Origin of the sequence: Streptomyces sp. NPDC007896 (assembly GCF_042959425.1) — a bacterium.
Taxonomy (GTDB): domain Bacteria; phylum Actinomycetota; class Actinomycetes; order Streptomycetales; family Streptomycetaceae; genus Streptomyces.
Genome location: NZ_JBIBKX010000018.1, coordinates 79613 through 94455 on the forward strand (window position 1 = coordinate 79613; position 14843 = coordinate 94455).

A 14843-nucleotide genomic window follows, 5' to 3' on the forward strand; every position below is an offset into this window, starting at 1 on the left:
CGGGACAGGAACAGCACCCTACCCCGGGCTCGCTTCACGTTGTGGAACACTGGTCTAGACAACCCTGAACACCTGAAGGGCAGCATCACATGGCTGAGCGCCGCGTCAACGTCGGCTGGGCCGAGGGCCTCCACGCCCGTCCCGCCTCCATCTTCGTCCGGGCGGCCACGGCCTCCGGTATCCCCGTGACGATCGCCAAGGCGGAGGGCAACCCCGTCAATGCGGCCTCCATGCTGGCGGTCCTCGGCCTGGGCGCCCAGGGCGGCGAGGAGATCGTCCTCGCCTCGGACGCCGAGGGTGCGGACGCCGCGCTCGACCGGCTGGCGAAGCTGGTGGCGGAGGGTCTCGAGGAGCTCCCCGAGACCGTCTGAGAAGGAGCCCCCCGAGCGGGGTTCCTCAATTGATGGCGGGAGTGGCCTTCGCACCAAAAGACCCCGCCCCGCACGCATTCGAAGGGCTCGCCCGAAAACATCGGGCGGGCCCTTCGCTTTTCCCAATTGCGGGCAGCAGAAATAATCCCCCGCGAATTACCCCTCTTTGTATACGGCGCCGGTGTTAATGACGCACGCCCGTCATGTTTACGGGATGTTGCGAAGTCCTCACGCGCTCCGGCCGATCTCCCCCGCCGGGAAAACGCAGCCGGTGCGCGACCGTCGCGCGCTCGGTGTGCAGCGCCGTGACGGCCCGCGCCCGCTCACTGTCGCCGCGCGCCACCGCGTCCACGATCCCGCCGTGCTCCGCCCAGGACTCCGCCGGATTGGCCGGCGCCTCGACCGCGTACATCCAGGCGATCTTGTGCCGCAGCTGGGCCAGCGTGGAGCTCAGCGCGGGGCTCCCGGAGGCTTGCGCGAGGGTCTCGTGGAACCAGCCGCCGAGCGAGCGCAGATCCTCGCTGTTCCCCCTCCTGGCCCGCTCCTGCCCCAGCCTGACCAGGCCTCGAAGCACCTTGAGGTGGGCCTCGGTGCGCCGCTGCGCGGCCCTCGCGGCGCCCAGCGGCTCCAGGAGCATGCGCATCTCCAGCAGGTCCGCGGCCTCCTGCTCGGTGGGCTCCGCGACACACGCGCCCGCGTGCCGACGGGTGACGACGAAGCCCTCGGCCTCCAGCGTGCGCAGGGCCTCACGCACGGGGACCCGCGAGACGCCGTAGCGGCGCGCGAGCAGTTCCTCGGTGAGCCGGCTGCCGCGCTCGTAGACACCCGCGACGATGTCGTCACGGATCGCCGTGCATACCGAGTGCGCGGGAATGCGCATGACCGGACCTCCGCCTTAATCCCCGCGAAACGCGGTCGATTGACGCTTGTTCAGCGACTCTATTGCAGAGAGCCGGAATTTCCGATGGCGGGCCGGAATCCATGGATATTTTTTGGACAGACAGTCGTTCGAAACGACGAAGCCCCGGCTGAGGGGAGCCGGGGCTTCGGAAGTGTTGACGCCGGTCGTCGGACGTTCACGGTGCGCGAGTGTCAGAGGTTCACGCCGTGCGAGCGTCAGACGTTCACGCCGTGCGAGCGGAGGTAGGCGACCGGGTCCATGTCGGAGCCGTACTCCGCCGTCGTGCGGGCCTCGAAGTGGAGGTGCGGCCCGGTGGTGTTCCCGGTGGAGCCGGAGAGGCCGATCTGCTGGCCCGGGGTGACCGTCTGCCCCACGGAGACGCCGATGGACGACAGGTGGCCGTACATCGTGTAGGTACCGTCGTGCATCTTCAGGACGATCTGGTTGCCGTAGGCACCACCCCAGCCGGCCGTGACGACCGTGCCGGAGCCGACCGCGTGGACCGAGGTCCCGGAGGCGGCGTGGAAGTCGACGCCGGTGTGGCTGCCGGAGGACCAGAGGCTGCCGCCGGTCTTGTAGCCGGTGGAGATGTACGAGCCGGTGATCGGCAGGACGAAGGTGTTGAGGCGCTTGCGCTCGGCGGCGCGGGCGGCACGCTCCTTGGCCTCGCGCTCCTTCTTCGCCTCCTCGGCGGCCTTCTTGCGCGCGGCTTCTTCGGCCTTCTTGCGCGCGGCCGCCTCGTCGGCGGCGCGCTGCTGGGCGGCGGCCTGCGCGTCGATCTGGGCGGCGACCCTGTCGCCGAGGGTGACGGCCTGGGTCAGCCCGGTCTGCTCGACGGAGGCGTCCGCGGCGAGGGCCGGGGCGGCCAGGGTTCCGATGACACCGGTGGTGGTGAGCGCGGCGACGCCGACGGCGTTCGTGGTGGAGCGCTTCACGCGGCTCGGACGGCGGTGTTTCCCGGGGCCACAGGTGAACGCCATGTAGGGGCTGTTCCTTTCCTTCCCTCTCGCCTACCGGGTTAGCTGACGGGTTCGGAGCAGGAAGGTCTCCTACGGACCCCCTCCAGGGAGGGCGTCCGATTCACCCCAGGGACTACGTGTGGGTCCCCGGCTCCCCTGGCTCGCGCCGTACGGGGACTCGGCGATGACTGTCCGGTGCCGCGGGCGCGGCGCACTGCCTGACGAACAGCCGCCCCGACGCTAGACGGGGCGTCTTTCAATCAACAAACGGATCACGGTTTTTGTAGTGCATGCCACAGGGCAGACGGGCAACCTCCCTACCAATACGGACATCTTGGGGATGAGGTCCAAGCGCAATCCGAGCGGAAATCCGAGCAAAAAGGGGCCCGGGCGACTCTTCAGTCACCCGGGCCCTACGGAGTCACGCTCTTCCGCTCCGCGTGCGGCTCGGCTTCCAGCCGGCTTCTACCGAGCCGCTGCTCCGCTGAACCTCTACTCCGCCGAAACGACGGTCACTTCACCGATTCCGAGGGCCTTGACGGGCTCCCGGATCTGCGTGGCGTCGCCGACGAGGACGGTCACCAGACGGTCCACCGGGAAGGCGCTCACGGCGGCCGCGGTGGCTTCCACGGTGCCGGTCGCGGCGAGCTGCTGGTACAGCGTCGCCTGGTAGTCGTCCGGCAGGTACTGCTCGACCTGGTCCGCGAGCGTGCCCGCGACGGCCGCCGCGGTCTCGAACTTGAGGGGCGCCACCCCCACCAGGTTCTGTACGGCGATGTCGCGCTCGGCGTCCGTCAGGCCCTCGGCGGCGAGGGTGCGCAGCACCTTCCAGAGGTCGTCGAGCGCCGGGCCGGTGTTCGGGGTGTCCACGGAGCCGCTGATGGCGAGCATCGCGATACCGGTTCCGTCCGGGGCGGCACGCAGGACCTGGCCGAACGCCCGCACACCGTAGGTGTAGCCCTTTTCCTCGCGCAGGACGCGGTCCAGGCGCGAGGTGAGGGTGCCGCCGAGGCAGTACGTACCGAGCACCTGGGCGGGCCACACACGGTCGTGCCGGTCGGCGCCGACGCGTCCGATGAGCAGCTGCGTCTGGACCGCGCCGGGGCGGTCCACGATGATCACACGGCCGGTGTCGTCGGCGGTCACCGGCGGCACGGGGCGCGGCTCGGCGGGCGAGCCGGTCCAGTCGCCGAGCGTCTCGGCGAGCAGCGCGTCGAGGTCGACGCCCGTCAGGTCGCCGACGATCACGGCGGCGGCCGTGGCGGGACGTACGTGCTTGTCGAAGAAGGCGCGTACGGCCGCCGAGTCGATCTTCTGGACGGTCTCCTCGGTGCCCTGGCGCGGGCGCGACATGCGCGAGGTAGCCGGGAACAGCTCCTTGGAGAGCTCCTTGGCGGCACGCCGGGCCGGGTTGGCCGTCTCGTGCGGGATCTCGTCGAGCCGGTTGCGCACCAGCCGCTCCACCTCGCTGTCCGCGAACGCCGGTGCCCTCAGGGCGTCGGCGAGCAGCCCGAGCGCCTTGGGCAGGCGCGAGACGGGCACTTCGAGCGACAGCCGTACGCCGGGGTGGTCGGCGTGCGCGTCGAGGGTGGCGCCGCAGCGCTCCAGCTCGGAGGCGAACTCCTCGGCGGAGAGCTTGTCGGTGCCCTCGGAGAAGGCGCGCGCCATGATCGTGGCGACGCCGTCGAGGCCCGCGGGCTCGGCCTCCAGCGGCGCGGCGAGCAGCACCTCGACGGCGACGACCTGCTGGCCGGGGCGGTGGCAGCGCAGCACGGTCAGGCCGTTGTCCAGCGTGCCGCGCTCGGGCGCCGGGAAGGCCCAGGGCTTGGGCTGACCCGCCTGGGGCTGCGGGTGGAAGTCCATGGTGGCGAGCTCGGTCACTTCGCCGCCTCCTCGTCCTCTTCGGTGGTGTCGGCAGCGACCGGCTCGTACACGAGCACCGCGCGGTTGTCGGGGCGCAGGCGGGACTTGGCGACCTCCTGGACCTCCACGGCCGTGATGTCCAGGACGCGCTGTACGGCCGTCAGGGCGAGCTGCGGGTCGCCGAACAGGACGGCGTACCGGCACAGTTCGTCGGCGCGGCCCGCGACCGTACCGAGCCGGTCCAGCCACTCGCGCTCCAACTGGGCCTGGGCGCGCTCCATCTCCTCGTCCGTGGGGCCCTCCTCGGCGAACCGGGCGAGCTCCTCGTCGACGGCGGACTCGATCACCGGGACCTCGACGTCACCGGACGTCTTCACGTCCAGCCAGCCCAGGGAGGGCGCTCCGGCGAGCCGCAGCAGGCCGAACCCGGCCGCGACGGCGGTACGGTCGCGGCGTACGAGTCGGTTGTAGAGCCGGGACGACTCGCCGCCGCCGAGGATGGTGAGCGCCACGTCGGCCGCGTCGGCCGCGCGCGTGCCGTCCTCCGGGAGCCGGTAGGCGGCCATCAGGGCGCGCGCCGGGACCTCCTCCTCGACGACCTCGCGCAGCTGCTCGCCGATGACCTCGGGCAGCGAGCCGTCGCGCGGGGCGGGCTTGCCGCCGTGCCCGGGGATGGAGCCGAAGTACTTCTCGATCCAGGCGAGCGTCTGCTCCGGGTCGATGTCCCCGACCACGGAGAGCACCGCGTTGTTCGGCGCGTAGTAGGTGCGGAAGAACGCGCGGGCGTCCTCCAGGGTCGCCGCGTCCAGGTCCGCCATCGACCCGATCGGGGTGTGGTGGTACGGGTGGCCCTCGGGGTAGGCGAGCCCGGTCAGCTTCTCGAAGGCGGTGCCGTAGGGCACGTTGTCGTACCGCTGGCGGCGTTCGTTCTTGACGACGTCCCGCTGGTTCTCCATGGACTCGTCGTCGAGCGCGGCCAGCAGCGAGCCCATGCGGTCGGCCTCCAGCCAGAGGGCGAGCTCCAGCTGGTGGGCGGGCATCGTCTCGAAGTAGTTGGTGCGCTCGAAGCTGGTCGTTCCGTTGAGGGAGCCGCCCGCGCCCTGCACCAGTTCGAAGTGGCCGTTGCCCTTCACCTGACCGGAGCCCTGGAACATCAGGTGCTCGAAAAGGTGAGCAAGGCCGGTACGGCCCTTGACCTCGTGCCGTGAGCCGACGTCGTACCAGAGGCACACCGCCGCGACCGGGGTCAGGTGGTCCTTGGAGAGCACCACGCGCAGGCCGTTGGCCAGGCGGTGCTCGGTCGCTGTCAGGCCGCCGGAGCCTGCCTCAGCTGTGGCCGTGTGACCCATGGGCATGTACGTCCCTTCGATCGCGGAAACTGCAGAATTCCTGCCGGTCCTGCCACTGTATGCAAGCGCGCCGACAGGTGGCGAAGTTCCCGCACCTCGTACGCCGAGAGCGAGAATTCCTGAGGTGGGAGGCCGGACTTCCGTTCACCGTGAGCGATCGGAACGGGGCGCCCTGGAGCCTCTATGGACGGGTCGCGGTCCGCGTTGTCAGTGCGGCGGTCCACAATGGTGCGCGTCAGAACCCGTTCATGCCCCGGCAGAGACTGTGAAGGAGCCGCAGCAGCGATGGCCCGCCGCAGCACGAAGACCCCGCCGCCCGACGACTCGTACGAGGAGAAGATCCTCGACATCGACGTCGTGGACGAGATGCAGGGCTCCTTCCTCGAATACGCGTACTCGGTCATCTATTCGCGAGCCCTGCCGGATGCCCGTGACGGCCTCAAGCCCGTGCACCGCCGCATCGTGTACCAGATGAACGAGATGGGGCTGCGCCCCGACCGCGGCTATGTGAAGTGCGCCCGCGTCGTCGGCGAGGTCATGGGTAAGCTCCACCCGCACGGCGACGCGTCGATCTACGACGCGCTGGTGCGGCTGGCCCAGCCCTTCTCCATGCGCCTGCCGCTGGTCGACGGCCACGGCAACTTCGGCTCGCTCGGCAACGACGACCCGCCGGCCGCCATGCGTTACACCGAGTGCCGGATGGCCGACGCCACGTCACTGATGACCGAGTCCATCGACGAGGACACGGTCGATTTCGCGCCGAACTACGACGGCCAGGAGCAGGAGCCGGACGTCCTCCCGGCGGCGTACCCGAACCTGCTGGTCAACGGCTCGTCCGGGATCGCCGTCGGTATGGCGACGAACATGCCGCCGCACAACCTCGGCGAGGTCATCGCGGCCGCCCGTCACCTGATCCGCTATCCGGGCGCCGACCTGGACACGCTGATGAAGTACGTGCCGGGTCCCGACCTGCCCACGGGCGGCCGGATCGTCGGCCTCACCGGGATCAGGGACGCCTACGAGTCGGGGCGCGGCACCTTCAAGATCCGCGCCACGGTGTCGGTGGAGGACGTCACGGCGCGCCGTAAGGGCCTCGTCGTCACCGAACTGCCCTTCACCGTCGGCCCGGAGAAGGTGATCACCAAGATCAAGGATCTGGTCAACGCCAAGAAGCTCCAGGGCATCGCCGATGTGAAGGACCTCACCGACCGTTCGCACGGACTGCGTCTGGTCATCGAGATCAAGAACGGCTTCGTGCCGGAAGCGGTCCTGGAGCAGCTCTACAAGCTGACGCCGATGGAGGAGTCCTTCGGCATCAACAACGTGGCGCTGGTGGACGGTCAGCCGCTCACCCTGGGCCTCAAGGAGCTCCTCGAGGTCTATCTCGACCACCGCTTCAACGTGGTGCGCCGCCGCAGTGAGTTCCGCCGCAGCAAGAAGCGCGACCGTCTCCACCTGGTCGAGGGTCTTCTTGTCGCCCTCCTGGACATCGACGAGGTCATCCGCCTCATCCGCTCCAGCGACAACTCGGCGCAGGCGAAGGAGCGCCTGATCGAGCACTTCTCCCTCTCCGAGATCCAGACGCAGTACATCCTGGACACGCCGCTGCGCCGCCTGACCAGGTTCGACCGCATCGAGCTGGAGTCGGAGCGCGACCGGCTCAACGGCGAGATCGACGAGCTGACCGGCATCCTGGACTCGGACGCCGAGCTGCGCAAACTGGTCTCCGGAGAACTGGCCGCGGTCGCCAAGAAGTTCGGCACCGACCGGCGCACGGTGCTTCTGGAGTCCGCGGGCGCCCCCGCCGCGACGGTCTCGCTCCAGGTGGCCGACGACCCGTGCCGGGTGCTGCTGTCCTCGACGGGCCTGCTGGCACGTACGGCCAATGGCGCCCCCTTCGGGGAGGCCGAGGACGCCAAGCGCACCAAGCACGACCTGATCGTCTCCGCGGTGCCGGCGACGGCCCGCGGCGAGATCGGCGCGGTCACGTCCTCGGGCCGCCTGCTCCGGCTGAACGTGATCGACCTGCCGCAGCTGCCGGAGACGGCGTCGGCGCCCAACCTCTCCGGAGGCGCGCCGATCCCGGAGTTCCTGTCCTCACTGGAGCCGGACGAGACGGTGGTCTGTCTGACGACGCTCGACGAGTCCTCGCCCGGCCTGGCGATCGGCACCGAGCAGGGCGTCGTGAAGCGTGTGGTCCCCGACTACCCCTCGAACAAGGAGGAGTTGGAGGTCATCACCCTCAAGGACGGCGACAAAATCGTCGGCGCGGTCGAGCTGCGCACCGGCGAGGAGGACCTGGTCTTCATCACCGACGACGCCCAGCTGCTGCGCTACCAGGCCTCGCAGGTCCGCCCGCAGGGCCGGGCGGCCGGCGGCATGACGGGCATCAAGCTCACCGAGGGCGCGAAGGTGATCTCCTTCACCGCGGTCGACCCGGCGGTGGACGCGGTGGTCTTCACGGTGGCGGGCTCGCGCGGCACGCTGGACGACTCCGTCCAGACCACGGCCAAGCTGACGCCCTTCGACCAGTACCCGCGCAAGGGCCGCGCCACGGGTGGCGTGCGCTGCCAGCGGTTCCTGAAGGGCGAGGACTGCCTCTCGCTGGCCTGGGCGGGCGCGGTCCCGGCGCGGGCCGCGCAGAAGAACGGCACACCGGCCGAGCTGCCGGAGATCGACCCGCGCCGTGACGGCTCGGGAGTGTCGCTGGCGAAGACGGTGTCGGTGGTGGCGGGCCCGGTGTAGATCAACCGGTCTCTTCGAGACCGTCGGGCTCCTCGTCCTGTACGTGGCTGTCCTGTACGTAGCGGTCCTGTACGTAGCTGTCCTGCACGTGGCTGTCCTGCACGTAGCGGAGGACGCCCCACATGCTGTGTTCGTCGGCGTGTGGGGCGTCCTCTTTGCACGCCTCCAACTCCTTGGTCAGTGCCGCGGTGTCGATGCCGGAGCCGATCAGCACGAGCTGGGTGAGCCGCGCCTCGGCGGAGGCCCAGGGCTCCGGGTAGAAGCGCAGAAACCGCCCGACGGCATGCACGGCGTACCGGTTGTCCCGGTCCTGGACGCCGAAATCGACATAACCCTTGATGCGGTAGAGCCCCTCGGGCCTGCTGTCGAGGAATTCCATCAACTCCCGGGGACCGAGCGGCACTTCGGAGCTGAAGGAGAGGGATTCATAGGCGGAGTGCAGGTGGTCGTGGTGCCCCTGGGGGTCGCTCTCGTTGTGCCGGTGAAGGTCGTCGAAGGACAGCTGTCCGATGCGCTCCTCGCTCGGCCTGCAGTCGAACAGGAACTCGGGGTCGACGCGGCCGTAGGTGGCGGGCACGACGGCGGCCCGGTCGACGAGCTCGCGTACGGTGCGCAGCACGCGCTCGCCGTCGTCGGCGCGGTCGATCTTGTTGACGACGACGAGATCGGCGAGGGCGAGATGCCGGTCGATCTCGGGATGCTTCTCACGCGTACCGTCGAACTCGGCCGCGTCGACCACCTCGACGAGCCCGCCGTAGACGATCCGATGATGCTCACTGGCCAGCACCATCCGCACGAGCTCCTGGGGCTCGGCGAGGCCGCTCGCCTCGATGACGATGACGTCGACACGGGCCGAGGGCCGGGTCAGCCGCTCGAGATACTCGTCGAGCTCACTGGCGTCGACGGCGCAGCACAGGCATCCGTTCCCCAGGGAGACGGTGGAGTCCCCCAGCGCCCCGGCCACGGCCATCGCGTCGATCTCGATCGCCCCGAAGTCGTTGACGACGGCGCCGATGCGGCTGCCTCCGCTGCGGTGCAGGAGGTGGTTGAGCAGGGTGGTCTTGCCCGAGCCGAGAAAGCCGGCGAGGACGACGACCGGGATCGGCCGGGCGGAAGCTCCGTCGACGGGGACCTGGTCACCGGAGGTCCGGTCGATCGGGACCTGACCTGGGGTCTGGTCGATCGGGACCTGCTGCGGGCTGGGCTGGCTCAACGGGCGACCTCTTTCACACCGACGCGTGCACCGGCTCATGCACCGGCTCATGGACGAGGGCGGCTCGTGGACCGGCGCTCGTACGGGGAATGGCTGCCGACCAAGGATACGAGTGGGAGGAATCCCCGCGAAGTGAACGATTGTTAGCGGCGCTCGCGGGGCACACGTTGGGCATGGCGCCGGTACACGCGACCCGCACTTCCCTCCGTGCGCCTCCTCTCCGCCTCCCCGCCGATCAGAGCCGCTCGGCAAAACTGGGAGACGGCAAGCGCGCCGCCCACCGCTCGCCGGTCCGCTCCCTGTCGCCCCACAACCGACGACCGGCGGAACGGTCGCCTGATTCGGGGGTTGACATGGCCACACAGAATTCCGCGATACGGAGGCTTGGCTCAGATGCCTGGGCCAAGCTCGCCCTCGCGGCCAACGCCGTCGCGGAACGCAGCTCACGGCAGCGCAGGCGCGCCGTGCTCACCGAGCAGCACCGGCTCCATTTCGATCTGCTGTGCAAGGCCATGGACGATCCAGCCCTCGCCGCGGTCCTGAACACGTACGAGACGGAGATCACCTCCGAGGAACAGCGGCAGTACCTCTTCGCCAACGCGCTCTACATCAACGCCCTGTATTTCCACCGGATCGGGGCCCTGACGCGTGCGGAGCTGCACGGCCACTTCCGCATCATGTGCCAGAACCAGATCTTCCGGGCGTACTGGGTGGCGACGGAGCACCACCGCAAGAGCCTGCCCGACTCCTCCGAAGAGGCCGAACTGGGTCGGATGATGGACAGCCTGATACAGGATCAGACTGATTCCGACACCGACGAATGGTGGGTCGTGGGAGAGCCCGACGAAGAATCGCCGTGACCCCTGGCGCCGTCCGCCACCCTCGCGCGCCCCGCACACGACCCTCGCACCCCCTTCAAGGGAGGCGCCGACCTACACTCGGCTGCTTGTTGTTGCTTTGCGCACCATGGGCAACAGAAGCCGCCATATTGTCGCCTGGCCAGACATCCGGCCACTGCGACGAACATCTCTGCGCTCGGAGCCGTACCGGTCGCCTGCCTGAGCCCCACCGACGACTCCCAGCGCGCCGGGAGCGCGCCGCCAGTGACCCCGATGGGCATGTATCACCCCAATGCCAGGTGTCGTCAAGGGGAGATGCAGAAATCGCCGACTGCTTGTTGTTGCTTTGCGCACCATGGGCAACAGAAGCCGCTATGTTGTCGCCTGGCCAGATTTCCGGCCACTCCACTCCGACGAACACCCCTGCGCTCGGAGACACCTTGCTGCCTCCGACGAACATCTCCGCTCGGAGACAGGCACGCTCCGAGGACCCCACAGCTCGGAGGCACCCATCAGTCCGAGCCATAAGGTTGGTACCACTCCGTGAAGATCGTGCGACGTGTCGGGGCTACACCACGCGAGCGCGGCAGCGCCACTGGTCAGTCGTGCCCCGACATCTTCGAACTCAGTGACGGCAGCTTCGCTGTCATTGGGCGCGAGGCCACCAAGGAACTCGACCCCGAGCTTCCGCCCGACGCCGCACGAGCCGACTATGAGCGGATCGTCATCATCACGCGCGAGACCCTGCTCCGCGCGAAGAAGGACATCCCTGATGCTTGACGTCACCGCCGCCAGGAATCGATCCAGGGATTGATCCAGGCACGGCTCCAGGAACCGATCGCGGGCATCTGAAGGTCGGAGTTCCACCCGGTACCCCTTGGGCCACGACGTCCAGGCCCGGCATCGACGTGATGCCGGGCCCTTCACGTGTCACGACACTGGATCGCGTCAGCCGGCCGCCGGTTCCGGCACCGGCACCGGCACCGGCGGAACCGGCCCCACATACCGTGCCGCCGGACGGATGATCTTCGGGTCCTCCGCCTGTTCCAGGATGTTGGCGCTCCAGCCGACGACGCGGGCCGCGGCGAAGGTGGGGGTGAACATCTCCCGCGGGAGACCGCACAGTTCCATGACCACGCCCGCGTAGAACTCCACGTTGGTGTGGAGTTCGCGGCCGGGTTTCAGCTCGGCCAGGATCGCCTCCACCCGGTGTTCGACCTCGACGGCGAAATCGACCAGAGAACCGCCGAACTGCTGGGCGATGCCGCGGAGCATGCGGGAGCGGGGGTCCTCGGTGCGGTACACCGCGTGTCCGAAGCCCATGATGCGATCGCCCGCGAGGACTCGTTCACGGATCCAGGGGTCGATGCGGTCGGAAGTGCCGATCGCGTCGAGGGTGTCCAGGGCCCGGCTCGGCGCACCGCCGTGCAGCGGGCCGGACAGCGCCCCGACCGCACCCACCAGGCACGCGGCCACGTCCGCCCCGGTCGACGCGACCACCCGCGCGGTGAAGGTTGACGCATTGAATCCGTGATCAATGGTTGATATCAAGTACTGCTCGACCGCCCGGGCCCGCGCCGGGTCCGGCTCCGAGCCCGTCAGCATGTAGAGGTAGTTCGCGGCGTACGGCAGGTCCTCACGCGGTTCCACCGGCTCCAGCCCTCGCCCGAGCCGATACAGCGCGGTGAGCAGCGTCGGGACGGCCGCGCACGCCGCGAGCGTGTCCGCGCGACGCCGGTCGACGTCGATGTCGTACACCGGCCGGAACCCCAACGACGCGCCGAGCAGCGACAACGCGGTCCGCAGTCCCGCGAGCGGTCCGGACGGTCCGGTCGCCGCGGCGATCGCCGGCAGCGCCGCGCGCACCTCGTCCGGCAGCCCACGCAGTGCCGCAGTCCGCGCGGCGAAGGCGGCACCGCGCGCCGCGTCCGGCAGTTCACCGTGGACCAGTAGATACCAGACGTCCTCGAACCCGCGGGTCTGCGCGAGCTCGACGGCCGAGTACTGGCGATAGTGGTAGAAGCCCTCCCGCCCCCTGACGTCACCCAGCGCGGTGTCGGTGACGACGACACCCGAGAGTCCTCTCGGTACGTCGACAGGGGTGATGGACGGTGCGGTAGCGGCCCGGTTGATCGGCATGCTTTCCTCCCTGAACTTGATTCGACTGTCCATGCTTGACTAGATCCGTGTCAATATTGATTCAATCAATATGCCGATACACGGATACGGTGGCGTCCATGAGGGATCAAGAACCGGCAGGGTCGACACACGAAGGACACGAAGGACCTGGAGGCCGCGGAGGCCACGAAGGCCGGCGGCTCAGCACCAGGGAGGCCGCCGAGCTGCTCGGCGTGAAGCCCGAGACCGTGTACGCGTATGTGAGCCGCGGTCAGCTCAGCAGCCGACGCGACCCCGGAGGTCGCGGCAGCACCTTCGACGCCAAGGACGTGGAGGCGCTCGCTCGGCGCAGCAGGCGCGATTCCAGCGGGAGTTCGAGCACCGGCGGCGAGCTGTCCGTCCGTACCCGCATCACTCTCATCGGCAAGGACCGGTACTACTACCGTGGCGTCGACGCGACCGAACTGGCCGCGCGTCACTCCTACGAAGAGATCGCCGAATGGCTGTGGACCGGAGAGCTGCGCCCCGGCGTCACGTTCACCGCCCCGGAGACGTCCGTCACCGCCGCCCGCCGCGCCGTGGACGCGCTGCCCGAACACAGCGGCCCCACGGACCGGCTCCGGGTCGCCGCGATCGCCGCCTCGGCCGCCGATCCACTGCGCTTCGACCTCTCGGAGAGCGCCGTCCTCGGCACCGCGCGCACCCTCATCCCCACCCTCGTCGCCGCCCTCCCGCCCCTGCGTCACGACCACCGCGACGAAGGCCCGCTGGCCCACCGACTGTGGGGACGCCTCACCGGCCGGACTCCCGACGAGGCGTCACTTCGTGTGCTGGACACGGCACTCGGCCTGCTCGTCGACCACGACCTGGCCGCCTCGACGCTCGCGGTGCGGGTCGCCGCCTCGGCACGGGCACACCCGTACGCCGCCGTCTCAGCGGGCCTCGGCGTGCTCGAAGGCCCTCTGCACGGCGCGGCCAGCGGCCTCGCCCACCGGCTGCTCCTCGACGTCCTCGACCAGGGCACCGCGGCCCCAGTGGTCGCCGACGAACTGCGCGCCGGACGCCGCGTCCCCGGGCTCGGCCACCGGCTCTACCCCGGCGAGGACCCACGCGCGCGTGCCCTGTTCGCCCTCCTGGAGGAGGTCCCGGGCGCGGCGCCCGCCCTGGCGGCGGCCCAGGACATCGTGACCACCACCGCCCGGCACACTCCCCTGCACGCCAACGTCGACCTGGCGCTGGCCGTCCTCACGGTCTCCTCCGGCATGTCCGCCTCCGCCGGGGAGACTGTCTTCGCCGTCGCCCGAACAGCGGGATGGATCGCCCACACCCTGGAGGAGTACGAGGAACGCCCGCTGCGCATGCGCCCGAGCGGCCACTACGTAGGAGCGCGGCCGCCGCAGCCACTCCCCGAGTGAGCCCCGGAGCGCCCCGCAGCGCTCCGAATGCGCCCAAAGTGCGCCCCCATACGCACGGTCGGAAGTCGCCCTGGTCGAAGTCAGGTTAGGCTCACCTCTGTGAGTACGTGCACGACCGCGTCCCGGGACCTCGACGAGCCCCTCGCGGGGACCGCGGCGACCGCGAGGACATGGCTGCTCCTCGAACAGCCGGGCCCCTGGGGTACGAAGGCGCTCACGTCGAGCCACCTGGACCCTGCACTCGGCCGCGCGCTCGAAGCCGCGGCCCAGGAGACCGGGGTGCGGATCGCGCTCATCCGCCGCCCCGGGCGGCACGCCGACTGCGGTACGGCCGCCGAGCGCCAGGTGTACGCGGCTCACACCACGCCGGGCGACGTATGGCTGCACAGCGCCACGACGTGCGCTCCTGAGCGGTTGCTCGACCTGGACTTCGCCGCGCTCGGCAAGGGAGACCCCCGCACCTTCGACGCGGCTCTCCAGGGCCGGCGCCACACGGGCGATCCGCTCGCGCTCGTCTGCACCAACGGCAAGCGCGACCGCTGCTGCGCGCTCCTGGGCCGGCCCCTCGCTGCGGAACTCGCCGCCTCGGGCGTGGCGGGCGCATGGGAGGTCACCCACCTCGGCGGTCACCGCTTCTCGCCCACCCTGCTCGTCCTGCCGTTCGGATACGCCTATGGGCGGGCCGAGGCCCACGCGGTCAAGGAGATCCTCCAGGGCGTGCGGGAGGGCCGCGTCGTCACGGAGGGCTGCCGTGGCAACTCGGCGTGGGAGCGGCCCGGGCAGGCGGCGGAGCTGGCTGTGCGCAGGGCCTGCGGAGAGCACGCCGCGGAAGCCCTCGGCGTCGTCCGCACGGACGGCGCGGCGCCGCGCTGGGAGGTGACCGTCGCCCACACCGACGGGCGCCTGTGGCGCGTCATCGTCGCGCAGGGCGCGTCACTGCCGCCCCGCCCGGAGAGCTGCGGCTCGGCGCTGGGCTCCCCGGCCCGGATGGACGTGGTGGCCGTACGGGAGATGCCCCGGGCCGCGATCCCCGTAGCCTGCTGACCAAGACTCCTGAGCGGGCCGGCCCG

At 70.0% G+C, this 14843-nt stretch carries 12 protein-coding genes and 1 riboswitch; of the genes, 6 read left to right on the top strand and 6 right to left on the bottom strand.

Annotation, left to right across the window (positions count from 1 at the left end):
• Nucleotides 1-89: 89 nt before the first annotated feature.
• Nucleotides 90-371 carry an HPr family phosphocarrier protein gene (locus tag ACFZDJ_RS42635; protein WP_054229914.1) on the top strand — a complete coding sequence of 94 codons (282 nt, stop codon included), beginning with the start codon at nt 90-92 and terminating at the stop codon, nt 369-371.
• Nucleotides 372-555: 184 nt separating this feature from the next.
• Here the strand turns inward: ACFZDJ_RS42635 and ACFZDJ_RS42640 are convergent, their stop codons facing one another.
• The 4 genes from ACFZDJ_RS42640 to ACFZDJ_RS42655 all read right to left on the bottom strand — a co-directional run bounded on the left by ACFZDJ_RS42640 (nt 556) and on the right by ACFZDJ_RS42655 (nt 5449).
• Nucleotides 556-1251 carry a GntR family transcriptional regulator gene (locus tag ACFZDJ_RS42640; protein WP_384915803.1) on the bottom strand — a complete coding sequence of 232 codons (696 nt, stop codon included), beginning with the start codon at nt 1249-1251 and terminating at the stop codon, nt 556-558.
• A gap of 236 nt (nt 1252-1487) precedes the next feature.
• Entirely contained in the window at nt 1488-2252 is a 765-nt protein-coding gene (locus ACFZDJ_RS42645; RefSeq protein ID WP_168496448.1) for a M23 family metallopeptidase, read from the bottom strand.
• A 12-nt stretch (nt 2253-2264) separates the two neighbouring features.
• Nucleotides 2265-2425: riboswitch (cyclic di-AMP (ydaO/yuaA leader) on the bottom strand.
• A gap of 298 nt (nt 2426-2723) precedes the next feature.
• Nucleotides 2724-4112 (bottom strand): insulinase family protein, encoded by a 1389-nt coding sequence (locus tag ACFZDJ_RS42650; protein ID WP_391067408.1) that lies wholly within the window; start codon nt 4110-4112, stop codon nt 2724-2726.
• Nucleotides 4109-5449 (bottom strand): insulinase family protein, encoded by a 1341-nt coding sequence (locus ACFZDJ_RS42655; protein WP_391067410.1) that lies wholly within the window; start codon nt 5447-5449, stop codon nt 4109-4111. The genes ACFZDJ_RS42650 and ACFZDJ_RS42655 overlap by 4 nt, the downstream gene beginning before the upstream one ends.
• Before the next feature lie 279 nt (nt 5450-5728).
• On the opposite strand from ACFZDJ_RS42655, the gene ACFZDJ_RS42660 reads away from it, so the two are divergent.
• The gene (locus ACFZDJ_RS42660; RefSeq protein WP_391067413.1) at nt 5729-8188 is read left to right on the top strand and encodes a DNA topoisomerase (ATP-hydrolyzing); all 2460 of its coding nucleotides are present in this window, start codon (nt 5729-5731) and stop codon (nt 8186-8188) included.
• A gap of 1 nt (nt 8189) precedes the next feature.
• On the opposite strand, the gene ACFZDJ_RS42665 is transcribed toward ACFZDJ_RS42660, so the two are convergent.
• A complete protein-coding gene (locus tag ACFZDJ_RS42665) occupies nt 8190-9401 on the bottom strand; it encodes a GTP-binding protein (protein ID WP_391067415.1) in 1212 nt (403 codons plus the stop codon).
• 353 nt (nt 9402-9754) lie between these two features.
• On the opposite strand from ACFZDJ_RS42665, the gene ACFZDJ_RS42670 reads away from it, so the two are divergent.
• Together ACFZDJ_RS42670 and ACFZDJ_RS42675 are read left to right on the top strand one after the other, a co-directional pair.
• On the top strand, nt 9755-10261 hold the full coding sequence (locus tag ACFZDJ_RS42670) for a DUF6082 family protein (protein WP_168496440.1): 507 nt from the start codon (nt 9755-9757) through the stop codon (nt 10259-10261).
• A gap of 522 nt (nt 10262-10783) precedes the next feature.
• Complete coding sequence (locus ACFZDJ_RS42675) at nt 10784-11020, top strand: hypothetical protein (RefSeq protein WP_054229908.1); 237 nt, start codon at nt 10784-10786, stop codon at nt 11018-11020.
• 168 nt (nt 11021-11188) lie between these two features.
• On the opposite strand, the gene ACFZDJ_RS42680 is transcribed toward ACFZDJ_RS42675, so the two are convergent.
• A complete protein-coding gene (locus tag ACFZDJ_RS42680; RefSeq protein WP_391067418.1) occupies nt 11189-12379 on the bottom strand; it encodes a citrate synthase in 1191 nt (396 codons plus the stop codon).
• A 98-nt stretch (nt 12380-12477) separates the two neighbouring features.
• On the opposite strand from ACFZDJ_RS42680, the gene ACFZDJ_RS42685 reads away from it, so the two are divergent.
• Nucleotides 12478-13773 (top strand): citrate/2-methylcitrate synthase, encoded by a 1296-nt coding sequence (locus tag ACFZDJ_RS42685; RefSeq protein ID WP_391067421.1) that lies wholly within the window; start codon nt 12478-12480, stop codon nt 13771-13773.
• Nucleotides 13774-13872: 99 nt separating this feature from the next.
• Entirely contained in the window at nt 13873-14817 is a 945-nt protein-coding gene (locus ACFZDJ_RS42690; RefSeq protein WP_391067423.1) for a sucrase ferredoxin, read from the top strand.
• Nucleotides 14818-14843: the final 26 nt, after the last annotated feature.

Excerpts from the sequence above, each read along its gene's own strand:
- ACFZDJ_RS42635 (WP_054229914.1), top strand. The coding sequence starts at position 90 with ATGGCTGAGCGCCGCGTCAACGTCGGCTGGGCCGAGGGCCTCCACGCC.
- ACFZDJ_RS42640 (WP_384915803.1), bottom strand. The coding sequence starts at position 1,251 with ATGCGCATTCCCGCGCACTCGGTATGCACGGCGATCCGTGACGACATC.
- ACFZDJ_RS42645 (WP_168496448.1), bottom strand. The coding sequence starts at position 2,252 with ATGGCGTTCACCTGTGGCCCCGGGAAACACCGCCGTCCGAGCCGCGTG.
- ACFZDJ_RS42655 (WP_391067410.1), bottom strand. The coding sequence starts at position 5,449 with ATGCCCATGGGTCACACGGCCACAGCTGAGGCAGGCTCCGGCGGCCTG.
- ACFZDJ_RS42660 (WP_391067413.1), top strand. The coding sequence starts at position 5,729 with ATGGCCCGCCGCAGCACGAAGACCCCGCCGCCCGACGACTCGTACGAG.
- ACFZDJ_RS42670 (WP_168496440.1), top strand. The coding sequence starts at position 9,755 with ATGGCCACACAGAATTCCGCGATACGGAGGCTTGGCTCAGATGCCTGG.
- ACFZDJ_RS42680 (WP_391067418.1), bottom strand. The coding sequence starts at position 12,379 with ATGCCGATCAACCGGGCCGCTACCGCACCGTCCATCACCCCTGTCGAC.
- ACFZDJ_RS42685 (WP_391067421.1), top strand. The coding sequence starts at position 12,478 with ATGAGGGATCAAGAACCGGCAGGGTCGACACACGAAGGACACGAAGGA.